The organism is Asaia sp. BMEF1 (genome assembly GCF_051628905.1).
Classification (GTDB): domain Bacteria; phylum Pseudomonadota; class Alphaproteobacteria; order Acetobacterales; family Acetobacteraceae; genus Asaia.
Genome location: NZ_CP157575.1, coordinates 1,727,501 through 1,746,999, shown reverse-complemented (window position 1 = coordinate 1,746,999; position 19,499 = coordinate 1,727,501). Strand labels below are relative to the sequence as shown.

At 61.0% G+C, this 19,499-nt stretch carries 19 protein-coding genes (1 of these 19 cut by a window edge); 5 read left to right on the top strand and 14 right to left on the bottom strand.

Translation table 11 applies throughout. The annotated features are described in order from the left end of the window. Positions 1-239: 239 nt before the first annotated feature. Positions 240-563, bottom strand: a complete 324-nt coding sequence (locus ABHV46_RS07570) for a M20/M25/M40 family metallo-hydrolase (RefSeq protein ID WP_438380944.1) — start codon at positions 561-563, stop codon at positions 240-242. Here ABHV46_RS07570 and ABHV46_RS07565 point away from each other — a divergent pair. Beyond that, a complete protein-coding gene (locus ABHV46_RS07565) occupies positions 450-782 on the top strand; it encodes a hypothetical protein (protein ID WP_438384502.1) in 333 nt (110 codons plus the stop codon). The two genes, ABHV46_RS07570 and ABHV46_RS07565, sit on opposite strands and share 114 nt — an antisense overlap. Before the next feature lie 255 nt (positions 783-1,037). Here the strand turns inward: ABHV46_RS07565 and ABHV46_RS07560 are convergent, their stop codons facing one another. The 10 genes from ABHV46_RS07560 to efp form a co-directional block, all read right to left on the bottom strand. After that, the gene (locus ABHV46_RS07560; protein WP_438380943.1) at positions 1,038-2,396 is read right to left on the bottom strand and encodes an NCS2 family permease; all 1,359 of its coding nucleotides are present in this window, start codon (positions 2,394-2,396) and stop codon (positions 1,038-1,040) included. Between the two features lie 96 nt (positions 2,397-2,492). Further along, positions 2,493-3,734 (bottom strand): ectonucleotide pyrophosphatase/phosphodiesterase, encoded by a 1,242-nt coding sequence (locus ABHV46_RS07555; RefSeq protein ID WP_438380942.1) that lies wholly within the window; start codon positions 3,732-3,734, stop codon positions 2,493-2,495. A 64-nt stretch (positions 3,735-3,798) separates the two neighbouring features. Next, positions 3,799-5,988: an AsmA family protein gene (locus ABHV46_RS07550; protein ID WP_438380941.1), complete on the bottom strand. Its 2,190-nt coding sequence runs from the start codon at positions 5,986-5,988 to the stop codon at positions 3,799-3,801. A 59-nt stretch (positions 5,989-6,047) separates the two neighbouring features. After that, on the bottom strand, positions 6,048-7,568 hold the full coding sequence (locus ABHV46_RS07545) for a glycosyltransferase family 2 protein (protein WP_438380940.1): 1,521 nt from the start codon (positions 7,566-7,568) through the stop codon (positions 6,048-6,050). A gap of 65 nt (positions 7,569-7,633) precedes the next feature. Beyond that, positions 7,634-9,436: a translation elongation factor 4 gene (lepA, locus tag ABHV46_RS07540; RefSeq protein ID WP_438384307.1), complete on the bottom strand. Its 1,803-nt coding sequence runs from the start codon at positions 9,434-9,436 to the stop codon at positions 7,634-7,636. A 99-nt stretch (positions 9,437-9,535) separates the two neighbouring features. After that, positions 9,536-10,543, bottom strand: coding sequence for a peptidoglycan -binding protein (locus ABHV46_RS07535; RefSeq protein ID WP_438380939.1), 1,008 nt, complete (start codon positions 10,541-10,543; stop codon positions 9,536-9,538). Positions 10,544-10,558: 15 nt separating this feature from the next. Then, complete coding sequence (locus ABHV46_RS07530; protein WP_438380937.1) at positions 10,559-11,731, bottom strand: flagellar motor protein MotA; 1,173 nt, start codon at positions 11,729-11,731, stop codon at positions 10,559-10,561. After that, positions 11,728-12,528: a hypothetical protein gene (locus ABHV46_RS07525; RefSeq protein ID WP_438380936.1), complete on the bottom strand. Its 801-nt coding sequence runs from the start codon at positions 12,526-12,528 to the stop codon at positions 11,728-11,730. The genes ABHV46_RS07530 and ABHV46_RS07525 overlap by 4 nt, the downstream gene beginning before the upstream one ends. A gap of 127 nt (positions 12,529-12,655) precedes the next feature. Continuing rightward, on the bottom strand, positions 12,656-13,486 hold the full coding sequence (locus ABHV46_RS07520) for an inositol monophosphatase family protein (RefSeq protein ID WP_336947069.1): 831 nt from the start codon (positions 13,484-13,486) through the stop codon (positions 12,656-12,658). A 120-nt stretch (positions 13,487-13,606) separates the two neighbouring features. Continuing rightward, on the bottom strand, positions 13,607-14,170 hold the full coding sequence (gene efp, locus ABHV46_RS07515; protein WP_188427543.1) for an elongation factor P: 564 nt from the start codon (positions 14,168-14,170) through the stop codon (positions 13,607-13,609). 274 nt (positions 14,171-14,444) lie between these two features. On the opposite strand from efp, the gene ABHV46_RS07510 reads away from it, so the two are divergent. Further along, the gene (locus tag ABHV46_RS07510) at positions 14,445-15,296 is read left to right on the top strand and encodes a DNA/RNA non-specific endonuclease (RefSeq protein ID WP_438384305.1); all 852 of its coding nucleotides are present in this window, start codon (positions 14,445-14,447) and stop codon (positions 15,294-15,296) included. Here the strand turns inward: ABHV46_RS07510 and ABHV46_RS07505 are convergent. Continuing rightward, positions 15,285-16,355 carry a lysine-2,3-aminomutase-like protein gene (locus ABHV46_RS07505; RefSeq protein ID WP_438380933.1) on the bottom strand — a complete coding sequence of 357 codons (1,071 nt, stop codon included), beginning with the start codon at positions 16,353-16,355 and terminating at the stop codon, positions 15,285-15,287. The two genes, ABHV46_RS07510 and ABHV46_RS07505, sit on opposite strands and share 12 nt — an antisense overlap. A 52-nt stretch (positions 16,356-16,407) precedes the next feature. On the opposite strand from ABHV46_RS07505, the gene epmA reads away from it, so the two are divergent. The 3 genes from epmA (at position 16,408) to ABHV46_RS07490 (ending at position 18,616) form a co-directional block, all read left to right on the top strand. Next, positions 16,408-17,391, top strand: coding sequence for an EF-P lysine aminoacylase EpmA (gene epmA, locus ABHV46_RS07500; protein WP_438380931.1), 984 nt, complete (start codon positions 16,408-16,410; stop codon positions 17,389-17,391). A gap of 113 nt (positions 17,392-17,504) precedes the next feature. Beyond that, a complete protein-coding gene (locus tag ABHV46_RS07495; protein WP_336947064.1) occupies positions 17,505-17,918 on the top strand; it encodes a hypothetical protein in 414 nt (137 codons plus the stop codon). Positions 17,919-18,067: 149 nt separating this feature from the next. Continuing rightward, positions 18,068-18,616 (top strand): fasciclin domain-containing protein, encoded by a 549-nt coding sequence (locus tag ABHV46_RS07490; RefSeq protein ID WP_438380928.1) that lies wholly within the window; start codon positions 18,068-18,070, stop codon positions 18,614-18,616. On the opposite strand, the gene ABHV46_RS07485 is transcribed toward ABHV46_RS07490, so the two are convergent. Both ABHV46_RS07485 and ABHV46_RS07480 read right to left on the bottom strand, forming a co-directional pair. Next, positions 18,585-19,175, bottom strand: a complete 591-nt coding sequence (locus tag ABHV46_RS07485; RefSeq protein ID WP_336947062.1) for a thiamine phosphate synthase — start codon at positions 19,173-19,175, stop codon at positions 18,585-18,587. The two genes, ABHV46_RS07490 and ABHV46_RS07485, sit on opposite strands and share 32 nt — an antisense overlap. Positions 19,176-19,200: 25 nt before the next feature. Next, positions 19,201-19,499, bottom strand: partial view of a hypothetical protein gene (locus ABHV46_RS07480; protein WP_438380925.1) — the 3' portion only. The gene runs 112 nt beyond the window's last position; only the last 299 of its 411 coding nucleotides appear in the window; the start codon falls outside the window, past its right edge; its stop codon occupies positions 19,201-19,203.

Sequence of the window (19,499 nt, the reverse complement as noted above, 5' to 3'; positions counted from 1 at the left end):
AATAAGTTTATCTTTGTCTTTTTTATTCATCCTTGCGTGAAGGCGGGAGGCGCAGATAGGCGCGGCCCGCAATTGCAGCTCAGGGCACTGCTCGCCGCTAGGCCACCTAGGCCGGAACCGGGTTGGTCTACCTGCGTGAGGTCTCACTTCATCCGCTGAAGGCGCGCCCTGCCCGAAGCTGTAGTCGTTCCTGGCGGGACGATACGCCCCTCATATCGAAGGCATTGGATCAAGCGGTCTCAGCGAGGCGGGGCGAGATATTTTTCTACCAGTCCGACGAAAAGTGCCGCGCCTGGGATGATGTTCGCATCGTTGAAATCGAACCCGCCATTATGCAGCGGCGTGCCGTTGCATCCTTCGGTGCCATTGCCGACGAACCAGTAGCAACCATTGGGATGGGCCTGAAGCATGAAGGCGAAATCCTCGCTCCCCATGAAGGGAGGGCTGTCATGACAATGATCGGCCCCAACGATCTCAGCGGCCGTCTCACGGACGAAATCGATGGCCTGGGCGCCATTGACCAGAATCGGGCTGCCATTCTGATGCTCGGTGAGGGCCGGCACTCGAAGGCTGCCGCCGTGTTCGTCGCGATATCAGCGATGCGGCCTAGCACCAGTCTGCGCACTTCTCCAGGAGAGGCCGGTCGTCTCGACAATCGGCAGCGCATCCATTTCGGCCCGCAGCCCGATGATCTTCTTGCTGCTGCCATTGCGCAGGGTAGCGACCAGACCCGTGCCGCCAAATCCGCGCTCGATGGCATAGCCCTATTCTTCCAGTTTTGAGGCGACCAGATCGCTTGTGCGCTTCTCGGTGAAGCCGAGTTTGGGATGAGTGTGCAGATCGTGACGGAGTGCGATGAACTCGTCCCTGAGCGGCGCGAGATCGTTCAGAAGGGATGAAACGGTGGCAAGCCTCTTTCTCTTGATGAAGGATTCCAGGCCGGGAATCCTTGCTTGCCTATGTCAACGACCCTTTACTGCTGTCGTTACCGAGTGCGCCCTTCACAACATGACGATCACACCCTTTTTGGGGGAGGTTCAGCCCTGTCCGAGCCCGGTCTGGCTGACCAGGAAGAGATAGAAGAGGAACACGGCATCGAGACCCAGAACCATCGGCGTCAGTCTGACGAACTGTCGGGTGACGAGCAGCATCAGGGAGTAGAAAAGAAGGCCGAGGGCGAGGCTGATCATGAAATTGCCCGTCAGAACGGCAATCAGAAGCATGAAAGCTGGTGTGAGAAGCGCTTCCTGCGAGCCATTGGCAGCCTGACCTAGCGCTGAGAGCATGGAGAGCCCGACGAGAATGAGCACCGGCGCTGTGGCTTCCGGCGGGATCATGACGATGAGCGGCCATAGTACGGACGATGCCGCAAAAAGCAGGGCGACGATGAGTGCGGTCAGCCCCGTTCTGCCACCGGCTTCGACGCCTACCAGACTCTCGACATAGGCCGAGACGGTGCTGGTGCCCAGCGCCGAGCCGATGATGCTGGCCGAACCATCGGCAGCGAAGGCAGCGCGTCCGAGAAGGGTGGTGCCGTCGGGCTTCGTCAGGCGAGCCCGGTTGGCAACGCTGTACATCGTGCCGGTGGCATCGAAGAAATCGCTGATCAGGAAATAGAGTGTGATCGGCAGCAACAATTCCAGATGCGAGAAGAAATCGCCGAAATTGAAAGGAAACAGCAGATGGGTCGGGTAATGAGGCCACTCCACGACATGCTGCGGTAGACTGGCCACCGGATGGCCGTTCTTGTGAACGAACAGGCTAACCAGCGTGACGGCCAGAATGGCGATCAGCATCCCTGCCGGAACGCGCAGTACGATAAACACCCCGGCAAGGAAAAGGCCGAAAAGGGTGAGTAACGCAGAAGGGTCGCTCAGGCTGCCGAAATGGAAACCGTCAGGTGCCGCGACGGCAAGATTGCCCGTCACCATGCCGATGCGGGCGATGAAAATGCCGATGGCGACCTGAATACCTAGCACGATAGGCTCGGGAAAGGCCTGGATGATCTTGTGCCGCAATTTCGTGACGGAAAGGGCGGTAAAGGCGACACCCCCGAGCAGAACGATGGTGAAAGCCGTGCGCACATCGACATGCATCTGGTTGACGACGATCTGCGCGAAGATGGCATTGCTGCTCATGGCCGGGGCCAGGGCGATGGGCATGTTGGCGAAGAGCGCCATGAGCAGCGTGCCGCAGACGGCGGCGGCTATGGTCGTCATGATCATGTCATGCGAGGCAAGCCCTGCCTTGGCCATGATGGCCGGGTTGACCGCCATGATATAGGCCATCGCACCAAAGGTGGTGAGGCCTGCCAGGATTTCACGCTGAACCGTCGAGCCTCTCTGTACGATCTTGAAACGGCGATCCAGCCAGGAGGAGAGAGGGGAAGAAGTCACGTTGGGCGGGCTCCGGGCAGGAAAGAGACGTGGCGTTCTTCTAGGTGGGGAGGGGCCGGGGCGACAAGGGCTTTGACACCTCGATTGCCTGCCCTCTCACTGTATGGCGCGATACGTGTCGCGCAGACCACCCTGCAACGGGGTGAGCGAGCCGTCATTGTTTTCGGGCAGCAGGCCGAGCAGCATCATGAGCAGCGGATAGACATCGACGTTATCGATGCTCGGCAGGATCTTGTGGGGCGAAAAAGCGGGACCGGACGCAATGAATGTCGCCATCATATCGGGGGCGGCCATGTCATAGCCGTGCCCCCCGGCAGAAATATGTTCGTGCGGCTCTCGCGTGAGGGTCCAGCCGGTTTCGGCGAGGCAGAGCCAAGCTGGGACACGCGGATTACTGCCATAATGCAGACGCTCGGGGATATGCGCTTTTGGCCAGCAGGTAACGTGGTCATGCGGGGCAGAGAGCCCATGGGCCAGTTCGCGCTCACGACCCGGCACGGGGTTGATTCCGGCATAGGGGCCGGAAGTCACGATCTCCATGGCACGGGCCGGGGCCAGGCTGGTGAGCGGGATGACCCGTTGCGGGCTGAGCGGTGTCATGCCGTGATCGGAAACGATCAGGATATTGGCCGCGACATGACGCTGGGCAAGACCGGTTAGCAGACCCGCAAGTGCGGTATCGACTTCGTGGGCTGCGGCGCGTGTTTCCGGTGAGAAGGGGCCGTATTTATGGCCTGCGTGGTCCACCCCGTCGAAATAGAGCAAGGAAAGTGCGGGGCGCTTCTCGATCGGGCGATCGAACCATGACAGCACCGTATCCACGCGCTGGGTGGGGGAGCGTCTGGCGTCGAAATGATACCAAATGTCTGGGCGTGTGTTCAGGATGGGCACGTCCGAGCCTGGCCAGAACATGACTGCGGTCATGAGCCCATGGACCTGCGCCGTCACCCATGCCGGCGTGCCGTCGTCCCACCAGCGCGGGTCGTCGAGCCCCGTTTTCTTGCTGACACTGAAAACCTCGCCCGGGATATCGGGGTCGATCATGGTGTTGCCGATGACCCCGTGGTGATCGGGGCGCAGCCCTGTGACCAGCGTATAGTGATTGGGGAAGGTGATGGACGGGAAAGACGGACGCATCGGTGCGAAAACGCCCTGATCGGCCAGTGCGTCGAGTGCGGGCGTGTCCCCATGATGCAGGGTGTCCGGCCTGAAGCCGTCTATCGACACCATGATGACAGGCGGCAGGCCTGAAGCCGTCTCGGCTTTCGGCGCTACGGGGCCGGTTTCACAACCGGCCAGACACAGGAACAGGGTCAGAACAAGGGGAAGGCGCGCCATCCTTCTAGACTGGCAGGATGGCGCTTGCGGATCAATCGTCTTGCTAACGCTTGTTTGCGCCCGATCAGTTCTGCTTCAGGCGCTGTTGCCAGACCGAATGGACCTGTTTGCGGCTGAGAGGCTTTTGCGAGACGGCCTTGCCGCGAGATGTGGGCTGGACGCTTGCCGCACCGCTCCCAGTTGTGGCGCCGGGCTTTATGCCCGCAGCCGGGGCGGTGTCGGCCTGAGCCAGCGCATCTTCGCAGGCGCTACCCTTGCCAACGCCGAACTGGATGGTCGGCAGCAGCAGCGCCGGCGGAAAGGCAATCGCCAGCCCCGCCGTCGCGGCAGCACGACCGATAATCTCCGCCCCCGGCATGATCGTCGGGCTCTTGAGTGGCCCGGTGATATTCACCCGTCCGGGCAATGAGAGGATGTTGAACGAGGTCGAGCGTGTCGTGACGTGGTAATCGAGCGTCTCGCTTTTCAGATTGACGGTGCCACCGCCCAGTGTGCGGGTGTTGTTGGTCATGAGCAGCAGCGAGTTCGTGCTCAGGATACCCTGACGTAGCGGCATGTCGGCAATGAAGCATTTCAGATCGGAGCGGGTAGGAATCCCGAGCGCAGAAAGAATGGCGCTACCGACCTTGAGTCCCATCAGATCGGGCAGCAGGGCCGAGACGTCGCCGCCATGATCGACCACCAGCGTCACGCCGCCATTGCCGTTGCCCAGCAGGCTTGCGATGGAATTGCCGGTTGCGGCGAGGGTGACGTGACCCCCCAGCGTGCCTTGGCCCTTGAAAGTATCTGTGGCCTTCATCAGGCGCTGGATCGACAGGCGTGAAACATCGACCTTGAAATGTGTCTTGAACTGACCGTTCGCTGTGGGGTCGAGTGCGCCAGACAGGCCAAGCGTCCCGTCGCCGACGGCGAAGTTGAGCTTGTTGATGGCGATTGCGCCGTCCTGAACTGCGATATCGGCAACGATATTGTCGAGCGGCATATTCTTATTCTCGATCCGGTCGCCCTTATAGACGAGATGCGCATTGACCGCATTCAGCTTGGGCACGTTGATCGGCTTGTCGGGCAGGATACGGTTGCTGGTTGAGGCCTGCTTGCTTTCTTCATGACCTGGCTTTGCGCCGATGAAGCCGCCCAGATCCTTCAGATCGACATGATGCGAATACAGATTGGCATCGACCGTGATTGGCTTGGTCTGCGGATCGACGGCGATTGTGCCGCCGATATCCGACGAGCCCATTTTGCCCGAGAAATTGCTGAAGCGAATATGCGCGCTGGTGTAATCGAGATTACCCGAAACGCTGTAGGACGGTGTTTGCGGGATGGGGATTCCGGTCAGGCCGTATAGCAGCGACATGTCCGGCCCCGCGAAATGCAGGACGAGTTTAGTGCCCTTGAAATGCAGCGGATCATCGACCGAACCGCGCAGCGTGACATAGGTAGGACCGTTTTCGAGTCTAGCATCGATCGGATAGGGGCGCGCCGAATTGGTGAGCGTCAGCAGTGAGCCACCGACGATATGCCCGGTGATCGGCGCCTGGGCGTAGCGCCCCTTGAGATCGATAACGATGCTGCCATCCTGATCGCCTTTGGGCGGGGTGGTATGCAGCAGCACATGCATATCGGTCTTGAGCTTGGCCATGGCGATGCGGATATCACCATTGGTGATGACCACGTCGCCGATTTTCGGCAAGGCGCTGGGCTGGGTGTTGCCCTGCGGAGCTGGCGCAGGTTTCGCGTTGGGGTCTGTGAAGCTGTAATTATTCCTGCCATTGGCCAGCGCCACGATATCGCCTTTTGGCGTATCGAGAGCGATCAGCGGAATTTCCAGCCCTTTATGGGTGATATAGCGCCAGACATTGACCGAGACCGTCGCCTTCTTCGCGCTCGCAAAAAGCTCTTTTTCCGACTCGAAGCCTTCAGGCTGGTGGATTTGAAGATCGTCCACCGAGACTGTTGTGGTCAGGCCCAGACGGACATGAAGATGGGCGATGGTTACGGGGCGGTGCAGCGCGGCGCTGGCGCGGCGATCCACGAGGGGCACAAACCAGTCCCAGTTCCAGAGCAGGATCAGCAGCACTAGCAGAATGGCCATCCCGCCTGCGGTGGCGGTCAGTACCCGGCGCACGGGACGTTTAGGCGGCGCTTTCGGTGAGGTTCCGTTTTCTGCCACTTGCGCTGCCTTTCTACTGGGGTCTGTCTTGCTGGAGGTGGGCGCCGGATTGCCATCCCGCTTCTCGCGGGCATGAGCCATCCGGCGCCGCCAGGTCGGTCATTGTTCCGTGATTACGAGATTATGGGAGAGGAGTTCCGTCAGGCTGCGGCGAGCCATAGCGGAACGAGCCCAGTATAGCGCGTCTCGAGTGCGTGGCGTGCCTCAGGTTCAAGGAAGGCGATGGCGCAGGCGAGAGCATCGGCCTGAGGCGTACGGAGCAGGTCGAGACCGAGCACAAAATCGCGAAGGGTTCTGCCGTGGCTGCGCAGGGCGAGATAGGGCGTCAACGTCTCGGTCAGGGCGCGATCTGCCTGTGCCGGAACGAGACGAACCGGTAAGGGTGTCTCGGCATCGAGGCCCAGGGCGCCGTCTTTTCCTTGCCCGAACGCCGCAGCCCCGTGAAGGGCAAGCAGGCGGGCAGCGTTTTGTTGCTGACCCGATTCGGGGTCTTCCGGCGAGATGGCCTCCACCCGCAGCGGTAGCCAGCGTGTCAACAGCGCTCCCCCGCTGACAGGACGCCCATCGCCGTGAGGCAGGAGCAGAAACCCCCTGCGCGTGTTTTCGGCGCGCTCTGGCTGTTCGATCACGAGCCAGACCGGAACGATCTCCGGCGTCGAGTCCGAGGGGGCAGCAAATACGAAGCTGGCCGTGTGGTTATCGAAAGCCAGATGCGCACCCGCAGCGTTTTCGACCCGAGTGCAATCCAGCTTCGGCACCGCGGTCACGCTCTCGCGGTCGCGAATGGTAAAAACCGTCTCGGGAAGGAAGCCGGGGCTGAAAGCCTGAATGTCCTGTCGCACGCGCCAGAAAAGAGCATCCAGCCCGATGCGGGCGATACGCGCCGCGTGGTCGCGGGTCGCTGACAGGAAACGGCTGGCAGCGACATCTTCTTCGTCGTTGCGGTTGAAATGCGTCCAGAGATCCGGCGCCGTCACATTGGCAGGGAGACGGGCTAGGCGACGCGTATAATGCGTCATGTTGCGAGAGACGTAATGCAGAATACGCGCACCCTCCCACCCTGGCGGCGAAGAGGCATCATAGGGCAGGCCGCTGGCGGTAACGTGGTGGGTGCTGTCGTCCAGAGAGAAATGGCAGCCGTCCAGAGCGTGATGCTGAACCGCTTCGGGGCGGACGAATAGTTTACCGAGCGCATGATCGGCAAAATCGAGGGGCGCGCGGCGTGTGTAGGCGGCAATCGGCGCCGCTGTGGTGCGGGCGACATGATTGTTCGAACCGAAAATCGACCAGTGCAGCGTGATGGCATCAGCATCGGCGAAGCGATCGAGATAGGCACCGATCGTGTTTTCCGTCTCTGGACAGACGTATTCATCGCTTTCGAGGCAGATGACCCAATCGAAGCGCGAGCGGCACGAAGCGATAGCGTGGCCAAAGGCTTCGGAGCGGCGCTCGGCAAAGCTGTTCCCCTCGCCCAGCGAGGCGCGCCGCGCTTCTATCGGATAGAGGCTGGCCGCGTTCTGAACGATCTCCCATGTGCCGTCGGTCGAATTGTCGTCGATGACGATCAGCGCGTCGAAGCCGAGCGCGAGATGATAGGCCATCCACCAGCCGATATCGTCAGCATCATTCTGAACGAAAAGTGCGGCTGCGGCGGAGGCCATATCGGGAGAGTCCTTTTTGTTTATGCTTTTGCTTCTGCCCGGTCGGGTGGTGGCGAAGCGTCAGCTCAGTCCATCTTCAGCGCGGCGAGGAAGGCGCTCTGCGGAATTTCTACCTTGCCGAACTGGCGCATACGCTTCTTGCCTTCCTTCTGCTTTTCCAGCAGCTTGCGCTTGCGCGAGATGTCACCGCCATAGCATTTGGCCGTTACGTCTTTCGAGAGGGCGCCCAGCGTTTCACGCGCAATGATGCGTGAGCCGATAGAGGCCTGAATGGCGATCTTGAAGAGCTGACGCGGAATCAGATCCTTGAGCTTGCCGCAAATGGCGCGTCCGCGTGTTTCGGCAACCGTACGATGCGCCACGAAGGAGAGGGCGTCGACAGGCTCCTGATTGACCAGAATCGAGATGCGCACGAGGTCGCTCTCTTCATAGCCATCGATCTGGTAGTCGAAACTGGCATAGCCGCGCGTCAGCGATTTCAGGCGGTCGTAGAAGTCGAACACCACCTCGTTAAGGGGGAGGCGATAGACGGCCATGGCGCGGTTGCCGACATAGGTCAGATCCATCTGGATGCCGCGTCGTTCGCTGCAGAGCGTCAGCACGCTGCCGAGATATTCGTCCTGAACCAGAATGGTCGCCTTGATCCACGGTTCTTCGATCTTCTCGATCTTGCCGGGGTCGGGCATGTCGGCAGGATTATGCAGATCTTCCTGCGTGCCGTTGGTCAGATGCATCTTGTAGACGACAGACGGGGCGGTCGCAATCAGGTCGAGATTGAACTCGCGCGACAGGCGCTCCTGAATGATTTCCAGATGCAGCAGGCCTAGGAATCCGCAGCGGAATCCGAAACCGAGTGCTGCCGAGGTCTCGGCCTCGAAATGGAACGAAGCGTCGTTCAGCCGCAGCTTGGCGAGCGAATCGCGCAGCTTTTCGAAATCATCGGCATCGATCGGGAAGAGGCCGCACCATACCACAGGAATGGAGGGCTTGAACCCGGCCAGCGGCTTTTGGGCAGGGGTGCGGTCGAGGGTGACCGTATCGCCAACGGCCACATCCGCAACGGTCTTGATGGCGGCGTTGATATAGCCCATCTCGCCCGGACCGAGGGTTTCGACCGCTGTCATCTTGGGCAGGAATACGCCGACCTGATCGACGTGATAGGTCGAGCCTGCCTGCATCATGCGGATCTTGTCGCCGCGCTTGAGCGTGCCTTCCATGATGCGCACGAGAATGATAACGCCGAGATAAGGGTCGTACCAGCTATCGACCAGCAGGGCCTGAAGCGGCTTGTTTGGATCGCCCTTCGGCGGCGGCAGGCGGGTCACGAGGGCTTCGAGTACGCCTTCGATATTCAGGCCGGTCTTGGCCGAAACCTCGACGGCGTCATCGGCGGGAATGCCGACCACTTCTTCGATCTGCGCGCGGACGCGTTCGACATCGGCGGCAGGCAGATCGACCTTGTTCAGAACCGGGACGATCTCGTGATTGGCGTCGATGGCCTGATAGACATTGGCGAGCGTCTGCGCCTCGACACCCTGCGAGGCATCGACGACCAGAATGGAACCTTCGCAGGCGGCGAGACTGCGGCTGACCTCATAGGCGAAATCGACATGGCCCGGCGTGTCCATGAGATTCAGGGTGTATGTCTTGCCATCCTTGGCAGGATAGGTCAGGCGCACAGTCTGCGCCTTGATGGTGATGCCGCGCTCCTGCTCAAGCTCCATATTGTCTAGAACCTGCTCTTTCATCTCACGGGCCGTGAGCGCACCGCAGGCCTGAATCAACCGGTCAGCCAGCGTGGACTTTCCATGGTCGATATGCGCGATGATCGAGAAATTGCGGATCTGGGAGAGGGGCGTGCCGGTCATGGCGCGATACATAAGCGATTGCGCCGTTCTTGTCATTGGGGAGAAACCGGCAGGATGCGATTTCTCCCCAATGTTTCGAGGGCGCGTCGAGGTGTCTGATCAGCGATCTGTCAGGCGGAATTCGATGCGTCGGTTGCGGGCGAAGGCCGCTGCCGTATTGCCTTGGTCAAGGGGCTGGTAATCGGAGAATCCTGTTGCGGCGAGATGATGCGGATCGACGCCTTCCTTGACCAGCACCTTCACTACCGTGATGGCGCGTGCGCTCGACAACTCCCAGTTGCTGGGAAAAGCGGTGTGGATCGGCTGCTTGTCCGCATGGCCGTCTATGCGCAGGATCCAGGGGATATCTTTGGGGATCTGGCTCGAGACCTGCTTGAAGGTATGGGCCAGCGCCGCAATCTCTTTCTCGCCCTCAGGCGTCAGATCGGCGCTGCCTTGCGGGAAGAGAATGGAGCTTTGAAAGACAAATCGGTCGCCGACGATTTCGACGCCTTTCTGGTTTTTCAGGATATCCTGCAGTCTTCCGAAGAACTCGGAGCGATAGCGCTTGAGCTGGTTTACCTTGTCGGCGAGCGCGACATTGAGCTTGTTGCCCAGATCGGTGATCTGCTGATCGCGCGCCGTTACGTCCTTTTTGGCGATGTCCAGCGCCTGACCGATGGCGAGAAGCTGTTGGTTGAGTTGCTCAAGCTGAGATTTGAGCTGGGCGATGCTGGCCTGATCGGATTGGGTGGCCTGACCGGCAGCGGCCAGAGCCTGCTCTTTTTCAGCGATCGTCCCGTTCAGCGTGGCGAGTTGCTGGCTCAGCACATCGGCCTGACGTTTCGCGCTGTCGCGATCGGTCGTCAGGCTGGCGACCATTGCATTGAGCTGGGTGTTCTTGTCTTCGGTCATCGACAGCGTGTGCTGCAAGGCCGTCAGTTGCTGGCGCAATTCGTCCAGTGAGTGCGTGCGTTTGCTGAGCGCCACGGACAGGAATTGCTGGCCGAGGACGAAAACCAGCAAAACGAATGTCACGACCATCAGCAGGGTGGAGAGCGCATCCACATAGCCTGGCCAGGCATTGAGTTCACCACCGTGAGAACTGCGTCGGGAGCGTCGTGCCATGGGAGATGCCTCGCCTTACTGTGCTGCCGGGGGAACGGCAGCCGCGCCCTGAGGGCTCGTCGCGGCGATGGTACGGGCCAGAACACGCAGATCGTTGCGGATTTCACCCGCCATCTGGGCGCGACCGCTGTGAAGCTCGTCGATCAGGCGCACGATATGCCCTTCGATACGACCGAACTGCTCGCGGCTGTCTTTCGCATCGTTGAAAGCGGCGGTGCCGGGTGTGGCGGCTTCGCCCACATGTTTGAGGAACGGGCCGAGCAGCGCCTGACCTTCTGCGACGCGGTTCATCATTTTCTGGTTAGACTGAAGCAGGTCCGTCATGGCCTTGAGGCGCTCCTGAAGGCCATCCATCACCTGAAGCTGCTGCATCCGGCTTTCTTCGCTGCGTGAGACGACATTTTGCAACGTCTCGAGATTTTCAGCCGTCTGTTCCAGCAGGGCCTGAACATAGGCGGGTACAGAGGCGTCTCCTCCTTCGATCAGCGTGCCGCCCTGCTTGGTGATGCCGACCAGCCATTCCTCGACTTCGTTGAAGAAGCGGTTCTGGGCCTGACCGGCATTGAGATCGAGAAAGCCGAGGATCAGCGCGCCCGCAAGACCGAACATGGAGCCGGAGAAAGCCGTGGACATGCCCTTGAGCGGTTCGGCAAGACCCGATTTCAGCTGGCCGAACATGGCGTCCAGATTCCCGTCACCGACGCTCATGCCACCGATCACGCCCGCGATGGAGCTGACGGTCAGAAGCAGGCCGTAAAACGTGCCGAGCAGACCGAGATAGATCAGCAGGCTAGTCATATAGCGCGAAATATCACGCGATTCGTCCAGACGTCCCGACAGACTGTCGAGCGTTGCCTGTGCCGATTGATGTGAAAGGCTCAGGCGCCCGCTGGTGGTGCGGGCTGCCAGATTGCGTGCCAGCGCCCCAAGCAGGCGTGGCGGGGCGGGTTGGGCAAGGCCGGTCCGGTTGACACGCAGCTCATCAACCCATTTCACCTCGGGCATGAGACGCAGAACAGTGCGCAGATTCCAGAGAATGCCGATAATCAGCACGCCAAGAATAAGGCCGTCGAGTGCCGGATTGGCAAAGAAGGCGGCGTAGAGCGTCTTGCTCAGCAAAGCGGCAACGGCAGCGACGAGGATCAGGAAGATCCCCATACGCAGAAGATAGAGCGTCGGGCGGGTCATGGCGTGGATGTCCTCGGGGCGGTTCCGAACTGGGCTTCTGAAAGCGGTGCAGCGACGCTGCCTTCAGCGACGATATCGAGACGATCGGGCGGGTTGGGGCCTGAAGGCGCAAGTCCCGTCGCACGCGGATAGATGCGCGTGGTCGCCACGCCCTCGCGGATCAGGATCGAGCGCACGACCAGCGCGCGAGCCAGGGCAATGCGCCGCGGTGTCGAGAGATCTTCCGTCGAGCCGCTGGCCGAGGCCCAGAGGGTGACACGGATCGTCGGCAGCCTGGCGAGTTTTTTGCCCTCTTCTCTGACCGCGTCGATCATGGGCTGGCTCATGCCGCTGCTATTGGCGCCGAAGAGTATGCGCAGTCCTTTGGGACCTGCCTCGACTTTTCCCTCAGCCTTCGGGTCGGGCTTGATCTCTTCGGGTGGAACGGGAGGATGGGTCGGCACTTTTACGCCGGGCGGTGCAATGACGACGGGTCGTGGCGGCGCTGCAGGCACATCAGGCGGAGCACCGACACGCTGTGCCGCAGGTGCGTGAACAGGAGCAGCCTGAGACTGCTTGTTTGAGGAAATATCGGAGGAGTTTCTACGCACGGGCGTGCCATGAGGCGTAGCGGCCTTCGACTTCTCTGCGTGAGCCTCGGCAGGCGGGGCTTTTTTCGAAGACTCCGGCCTTGTGGGCGCGGCAGCGGGCAACGCGTCATCGTTGGAGGTGACCTGTGCCGCTGCGGGCAGGGAGGTCAGCAGGACGGCCGGAAGACCGGCCGAGCACAGGAGGGAGAGAAGGATCGGCCGTTTCATGACCGGGCGATCCTAGTCGTGCTGCCCCTGCTCGGGCAATGGGGAATGAAGCCTCTGCGCTTCGGGTTCCCTTTGCCTGCGATTTTTTTCAGGAAGGTCCTGCGACCAAAGCACCCTCCCTGTCGCCTCAGGCCTTGCGGGTCAGGGCGTCGAGCACGATCTTGCGGATCGAACCGTGCAGATTGCCGTTCCCGGCGATCAGCGTCACATCATTATCGAGATCGGTGATCTCCAGCCCTTCAGGGTCGGTCACATAGCCACCTGCTTCACGCACGATCAGAAGACCGGCGGCGCAGTCCCAGGGCTTGAGGCCGATTTCCCAGAAAGCCTCGTATCGACCGGCGGCAACCCAGGCGAGATCGAGGGCGGCGGCGCCGAAGCGACGGAAGCCCGCGACATGCGGCATGAGCGCCGCCAGCGTGCGGCCGAACGGAAGACGACGATCGGCAGGAGTCTTGGCAAAAGGAATGCCGGTCGCGATCAGGGATTCGGAGAGCTCACGGCGCGCGGAAACACGGATGCGGCGCTCGTTCAGAAACGCGCCGATGCCCTTTTCGGCCCAGAACATTTCGTTTGCTGCGGGGTTGTAAACCATGGCGGCGGCGATTTCGGTCGAACCATCGGGGTGACGGCGCTGAAGCGCAATCGAGATGGCCCACTGTGGAATGCCGTGCAGGAAGTTGGAGGTGCCGTCGAGCGGATCGACGATCCAGCGCCAGGTCCAGTTGTCGCCACCCGAACTGCCGCTTTCTTCCATCAGAAAGGCATAGCCGGGGCGGGCGCGGGCAAGTTCATCGCGGATTGTCTGTTCGGCGCGCAGATCGGCCTGCGAGACGAAATCGCCCGGTCCCTTGATGCTGACCTGAAGCTGCTCGACTTCCGCGAAATCGCGCAGGAGGCGTTTGGCTGCCTTTTGCGCAGCATTCTGCATGACGGTCATATGCGGCGAGAGGCGCATGGCGATAATCCTGATGAAAGATTTTGAAAGAGCAGGGGTGTCGGGTCGAAACGGAGCCGGATTGCGCCGGTTCCGCGGTAGAGGAGTGAAGGCGGACCTCACACTCCCCTGAAAAGAATATTACTTGGCGCGCTCGACATAGGAGGCGTCATCCGTGCGGACGACAACGCGCTCTCCAGCTTCGATGAAGGGCGGTACCATGGTCTTTACGCCGTTGGAGAGCATGGCGGGCTTGTAGGAAGAGCTTGCCGTCTGGCCCTTGACCACCGGATCGGCCTCGGTGATTTCGAGCGTGACATGCGGCGGCAGCGAGACACCGACCGGGTCGCCTTCGACCAGCTTCACGTTCAGTTCCATGTTGTCCTGCAGGAAGGGCAGCTGGTCACCGAAGATGTCCTTGTGCAGCATGACCTGCTCGAAGGTTTCCGGGTCCATCAGGACGATGTTGTCGCCATCCGTGTAGGAATAGCTGTAGTCCTTGTCTTCCGTCATCAGGCGCTCGACGGTGTCAGCCGTACGCCAGCGCTCGTTGGTCTTGTTGCCCGTGTTGAGGTCGCGCATTTCAACCTGAATGAACGCACCGCCTTTGCCCGGCGTGATGATCTGCTGCTTGAGAACCGTCCAGCGACGACCGTCATGCTCAATAACCTGTCCGGCGCGAATCAGGTTTGCCTGCTGCTTCATGGAAGAAAGATCCCGGGAATCGTGATGTGAATACGACGGGTCTGTGCCGCCGTGAAAGGCGGGTTTCTAACGAAGCAGGCGCTCAAGAGCAAGCGAGATGGAGTCTGGGCGCGCGCTGGCCGGGGAGAGTGCATAAAAGGACAGGCGTGCGAGAGACGGGACTCTGCCCCATGCCCCGCCTGAGGGCCGTGGCCCTTTGGGAGCCCTTTTTCGGAGGCGGGCGGCAGAACGCGATCCAGTTGTTTGATTTTGATTGCGGGGATAAGAGCGCGTGATGAGTCTGCGCGCCTGTCTTGTCTTATGTGTTGTTCTGTTTTGCCGCCCTGCTTTGGCGGCTGAGTGTCCGCAGTTTTTCCTTGACGGGGTGGCGCCCGGCCTTGCGGCTCCCGCGCCGATGCAGCGCGACACGCTTCTCTGCAATACCGATTTCGCCGTCATGGCTTCAGGCGTGACGCATGAGCCTGTCTGGGCAGCAGAACATCTGACGCGCGATGCGATACACTCGGCCCAGCACGAATTGCGTCAGGGCGTGTTCCATGAAGAGACCCGTCAGCCCGAAGCGGATCGGGCGCAGCTTGCCGATTATCAACGCTCGGGTTTCGATCGCGGGCATATGGCGCCGAGTGGCGATGCGCCGAGCCGGGCCTCTCAGCAGGAGAGTTTCTCTCTCGCCAATATGGTGCCTCAGTCGCCCGATCTGAATCGCGGGCTCTGGGCGGGTATCGAGAAGCAGGTGCGCGAACTCGTAGTGAGCGAGGGGGAGGCCTATGTGGTGACGGGGCCGGCTTTTCATGGTGGGTCGTCCGCAGCGCTCGGTCCCGACGCCCTGCCTGTGCCGAGTTCGGTCTGGAAGGCGGTCTATCTGCCGCAACGCAAGGCCTTGTCGGTTTATGTCTGTAAGAACACCCTGACGCCAAGCTGTACGCAGGTGCCGGTGGCGTCGCTGATGCGGGTGACAGGGGTAAATCCCTTCCCGAGCCTGCCAGCTTCGATGCGCGAGACGATTACGAAGCTGCCCGATCCGCAGGCCGAGCCCTATCATGTCTCGCCCAAGCTGCGCCGTCTGACCATGCAGGTCATGAAGCGCCTTTTGCGTGACATGATGTCTGGCGACTCACCCCTCTGACGGGGGACGTTCCGGGCGAGCTTCGTCGAGGCGATGGGTTGAGCCATAGGGGTCGCGCACCACACCCGGGTGGGTGTCGGGGCGGTAATAATCCGGGCCCAATGGTACTTTCCCCGCGCCGCCCGGAATATCCAGTACGTACGTCGGCCAGGCGAGGCCTGTTACCCTACCACGTAGTTTTGCCAGCAGGGCGCGGCCCTCATCGATCGGGACATGGAAATGCGCCGTGCCGGGGGCAGGGTCGAGCTGGTGCAGATAATAGGGCTTGATTCGTGAGGTCACGAAAGCCCGCAAAAGGGCTTCGAGCGCCTCTTCGGTATCGTTCACGCCGCGCAGCAGGACTGACTGGCTGAGAACGGGGATGGCCCGACTCTGTATCCGCCGCAGCGCCGCGCGGGCTTGCTGGGTCAACTCGCTGGCATGATTGGCGTGCAGCACGATCCACATGGCGCGATCCGTGTCGAGTGCGTCGAGCAGGGCCGGTGTGATGCGTCCCGGATCGGCTACCGGCACGCGGCTATGAATGCGTATGGTCTGGATATGCGGCATGGCGGAAAGCGCGCCGATGATGTGCTTGAGGCGTCTTGGGCTCAACATTAGCGGGTCGCCGCCGGTCAGAATGATCTCGCTGATAGACGGGTGATCGGCAATCCAGCCGAGGGCGGTTGCCAGTGCCTCGTCGGAAAGCAGGCCGCCATCAGGGCCGACATGCTCGCGCCGGAAGCAGAAACGACAATAGAGCGGGCAGACCAGAAGCGGCTTGAGAAGGGCGCGGTCCTGATAGCGGTGCACGATGCCCGGAACGGGCGACAGGGCATCATCGCCGATCGGGTCCTGCATCTCCCATGGGGCTGTCTGAAGTTCGGCGGGAGTAGGGACCACCTGACGGCCGATCGGGTCGTCAGGATGACCGATCAGAGAGAGAAAAGCGGCCGGAACAGCTGTTGCGAATGCCTTGGCTACGTCTTCGAGCGCCGCGCTCTGCTCCTGAGGCACGAGCCCATGCGCGACGAGTTGCGCCACGCTGCGCAGTGTTGGGGGATTGACCTTTTCTGCCATGAGGCGGCTGTACTGCAATCGCCTTAGTTTTCGCAACCGGAGAGCGCATTTCATGACCTGCCGCACGGCTATTTCCGACAGGGTGCCTTTGCTGCAACGCCGTGCGCTGCTGCTACGGGGTGTCAGGGCGTTTTTCGATTCACGCGGCTATCTGGAGGTCGAGACGCCCTATGCCGTGCCGACGCCGGGCGAGGAGGTGCATCTGCGCTGTTTTCGTACTGAGCTTGAGCGGCCCGATGGCGTGCGTGAGACCCGTTTTCTGCATACGAGCCCGGAATTTGCGATGAAGCGCATCGTGGCGGCGTCGGGTCTGCCGGTTTATCAGCTTGCCCGCGTCTGGCGGAATGGCGAGCAGAGCGCCCTGCACGCGCCCGAATTCACCATGCTCGAATGGTATCGACCCGGCGCCGGGCTGGATTCTCTGATGGATGAAACAGAGGCGCTGCTGCGTGCGCTTCTGCCGCCGCGTCTGACCTATGGGGATAACACGCTCGATTTTGCGGCGCCTTTCGAGCGTCTGACCATGGCAGAGGCATTCAGTCGTTATGTCGGGGTGGATCTGTTGGCGATCGGCGACGATGCTGCGCGTCTGGCGCAAGAAGCCGGGACAGGTTTGCGCCCTGGGGAAGACTGGGAGGATCTGTTCTTCCGTCTTTTGCTGGAGCGGATCGAGCCTGAAATCGGGCGTGAGCGCCCGACATTTCTGACGCATTGGCCCGCAGCACAGGCCGCCCTGTCACGACGCGACCCCGAAGACCCGCGTGTGGCGCTGCGTTTCGAGCTTTATGCGGCCGGGATCGAACTCGCCAATGCGTTCGAGGAACTGACGGACCCGCAGGAACAGAGGGGGCGTTTCGAAGCGGATCGCGCGCGGCGTCTGGCGCTCGCCCCCGATCAGGACTGGCCGCTCGATGAGGCATTTCTGGCCGATCTGGAGGCGCTTCCGCCATGCAGCGGGATCGCTCTAGGCTTCGACCGGCTCGCCATGCTGGCGGTTGGCGCCCCGAGACTCTGTGACATTATGTGGATTTCTTAAACCTTCGGATAGCCATGAACCTTTTCTGGGGGCAAAGTCGTTTCTATTGCCTAGAGTGGCGCCAGCTTCGAACTGATCCGGCAGGCGGCTTCAGCTTCGGAAAGGGTAACAGGATGATGAAGAAGACAGTTTTCCTCTCATGCGCCGCTTTGCTGACTTTGTCGGCGTGCGACGTACCGACGGTTCAGCAGCGCAAGGTGCTGGATTCGATGATTGGCAAGGCCGATGTGGACGTGTTGCGCACTTTCGGTGTGCCGACCCGCACCTATCAGGCCAGCGGTCATGATTTCCTGGCCTATATCGATAACGAGACCAATTACTCCCCCGGCACAGGGGGCTGGGGCTGGGGTTGGGGTGGCGGCCCGTGGGGTGGCTATGGCGGTTACGGCGGCTGGGGTGGTTATGGTGGCTGGGGCGGCGGCTTTGGTGGCTTCCCACCCAGCTATTACAACACGACTTGCCAAACCACGTTCGAGCTGACCAACAGTCGCGTCGTAGGCTGGACCATGCGTGGAGACGGGTGCTGAGTCTCATGACACTGGTTTCATCAAGAAAAAGAAGAACGACAGTTCTCGGTTTTCTCTGTGCAGCTCTCGCGCTTTCGGGGTGTGAGAGTAGCGCGCGTCAGGATCCGTTTCCGCATCCGAATTCGCTCGTGGCTGTGCAGATGCCTGCTGTGAGCAGCGCGCATATGTATCACGCCTCGACCAAGACGGAGACTTCCAGCCCAGTGGCTTACGAAGAGCCGCCGACTTTTTCGTTTGCGGATCGCCCCTTGATCGAAAATATCTCGGGGTCTCTCGAACTGGCGGATTATCGTCAGGCCATGCGTCAGACGGGAATGTTCCCGCGTCTGGGGCGTAACGGGCCCTATACCGTTTTCGCTCTGCCCAATGAGCCTTTCGAACGTTATGCCGCCCAAGTGCCGGGCGGGCTGATGGCTCCGCAGAATGCAGCGCTTCTCAAGCAGCTTCTCGGTTTCACGATCGTACGCGGCAACTGGTCGCCCAAAGCGCTGAACAAGGCAATGACCAGGCTCAAAGCCGACCGGATCGGATTGAAAACGCTGTCAGGCGATATGCTGACGATTCAGCGCGACGGGTCCGACGGCCAGTTCGTGCTGCTGAATGCGACGGGCCGGGTCGTGAAGCTTTGGCTTAACGGGGCGCCGCAATCGAACGGCACACTCTATATCACCCAGGAAATTCTTCCGCCGCGCGGCTGATGATGGCGGTCAGTCGCGCTCCAGCCTCGTCGGCATCGACGAAGCTCAGGGGCACGGCAAGGAAATCGGCATTGGCCTTGATCATGGCCAATGCCTGTTCTTCGGTCTCTATATCCTCGGCGATAATAGGTAATTCCATCATCTGAGACCACCAGGCGACCAGATCGGGCGCATTCGGGGCGATCGAGATATAATCGGCACCAAGCTCGCCGGCATTCATGGCATCGTCACGGCTCGTCCCGCAAAATACCCCGAGCTGCAGATCGCGGCCAAGTTCTTCCCTTGCGGTCAGGCATTGGGCGGGGCTGCTGGTGAGATGCACACCGTCGCAGCCGAGTTCATGCGCAAGTGCTGGCAGATCGGTGAGGATCAACGCTGTGCCATGGGCGTGTACCGTGTCGCGTATCGCGTTGACGCAGCTCCGGGCACGGGTTTCGTCGGTGGTGCTGAGGCGTAGCGCGGCAGGTGTCCAGCGCGAGAGAACCTTCGCCAGATCAGCCAATTCGCGCGATGGGTCGAAATCGGGCATTGTGACCAGGTAGAGTTCGCAAGGCAGCATGGGCAAGATCCGTCAGGAGGGGCGCTTAGCTTTGGCGCGCCAGATACTGTGAGAGCTGCCCCATGCGGTAGGCGTTATAGGGCGGTCTGCCAAGAGTGAGGGCGTCGGGGCGGCTTGTCAAAACATGACCGTTGCAGATTGCTGCCAAGGCCATCAGTGTCTCCAGTGTCGGACCCGATTCTGTGTAGACGACCCATCGCGCGCCCCCTCTCAGCGCCGAGGCGGCAAGCGCAGGGGCGTCGTCAGCGTCGAAAATGGCGGGAATGCCAAGCGGATCCGTCAAAGCCCGCCACCAGGGAAATCCCATGATCCGCCCAAGCCCCG

Bases quoted from the DNA above. Each gene is read 5' to 3' on its own strand.
- ABHV46_RS07530 (WP_438380937.1), bottom strand. From the start codon at position 11,731: ATGACCCGCCCGACGCTCTATCTTCTGCGTATGGGGATCTTCCTGATC.
- ABHV46_RS07550 (WP_438380941.1), bottom strand. From the start codon at position 5,988: ATGGCTCATGCCCGCGAGAAGCGGGATGGCAATCCGGCGCCCACCTCC.
- lepA (WP_438384307.1), bottom strand. From the start codon at position 9,436: ATGACCGGCACGCCCCTCTCCCAGATCCGCAATTTCTCGATCATCGCG.
- ABHV46_RS07485 (WP_336947062.1), bottom strand. From the start codon at position 19,175: ATGCTGCCTTGCGAACTCTACCTGGTCACAATGCCCGATTTCGACCCA.
- ABHV46_RS07545 (WP_438380940.1), bottom strand. From the start codon at position 7,568: ATGGCCTCCGCCGCAGCCGCACTTTTCGTTCAGAATGATGCTGACGAT.
- ABHV46_RS07520 (WP_336947069.1), bottom strand. From the start codon at position 13,486: ATGCGCCTCTCGCCGCATATGACCGTCATGCAGAATGCTGCGCAAAAG.
- ABHV46_RS07495 (WP_336947064.1), top strand. From the start codon at position 17,505: ATGATGAAGAAGACAGTTTTCCTCTCATGCGCCGCTTTGCTGACTTTG.
- ABHV46_RS07505 (WP_438380933.1), bottom strand. From the start codon at position 16,355: ATGGCAGAAAAGGTCAATCCCCCAACACTGCGCAGCGTGGCGCAACTC.
- epmA (WP_438380931.1), top strand. From the start codon at position 16,408: ATGACCTGCCGCACGGCTATTTCCGACAGGGTGCCTTTGCTGCAACGC.
- ABHV46_RS07565 (WP_438384502.1), top strand. From the start codon at position 450: ATGACAATGATCGGCCCCAACGATCTCAGCGGCCGTCTCACGGACGAA.
- ABHV46_RS07525 (WP_438380936.1), bottom strand. From the start codon at position 12,528: ATGAAACGGCCGATCCTTCTCTCCCTCCTGTGCTCGGCCGGTCTTCCG.
- efp (WP_188427543.1), bottom strand. From the start codon at position 14,170: ATGAAGCAGCAGGCAAACCTGATTCGCGCCGGACAGGTTATTGAGCAT.
- ABHV46_RS07510 (WP_438384305.1), top strand. From the start codon at position 14,445: ATGAGTCTGCGCGCCTGTCTTGTCTTATGTGTTGTTCTGTTTTGCCGC.
- ABHV46_RS07555 (WP_438380942.1), bottom strand. From the start codon at position 3,734: ATGGCGCGCCTTCCCCTTGTTCTGACCCTGTTCCTGTGTCTGGCCGGT.
- ABHV46_RS07535 (WP_438380939.1), bottom strand. From the start codon at position 10,543: ATGGCACGACGCTCCCGACGCAGTTCTCACGGTGGTGAACTCAATGCC.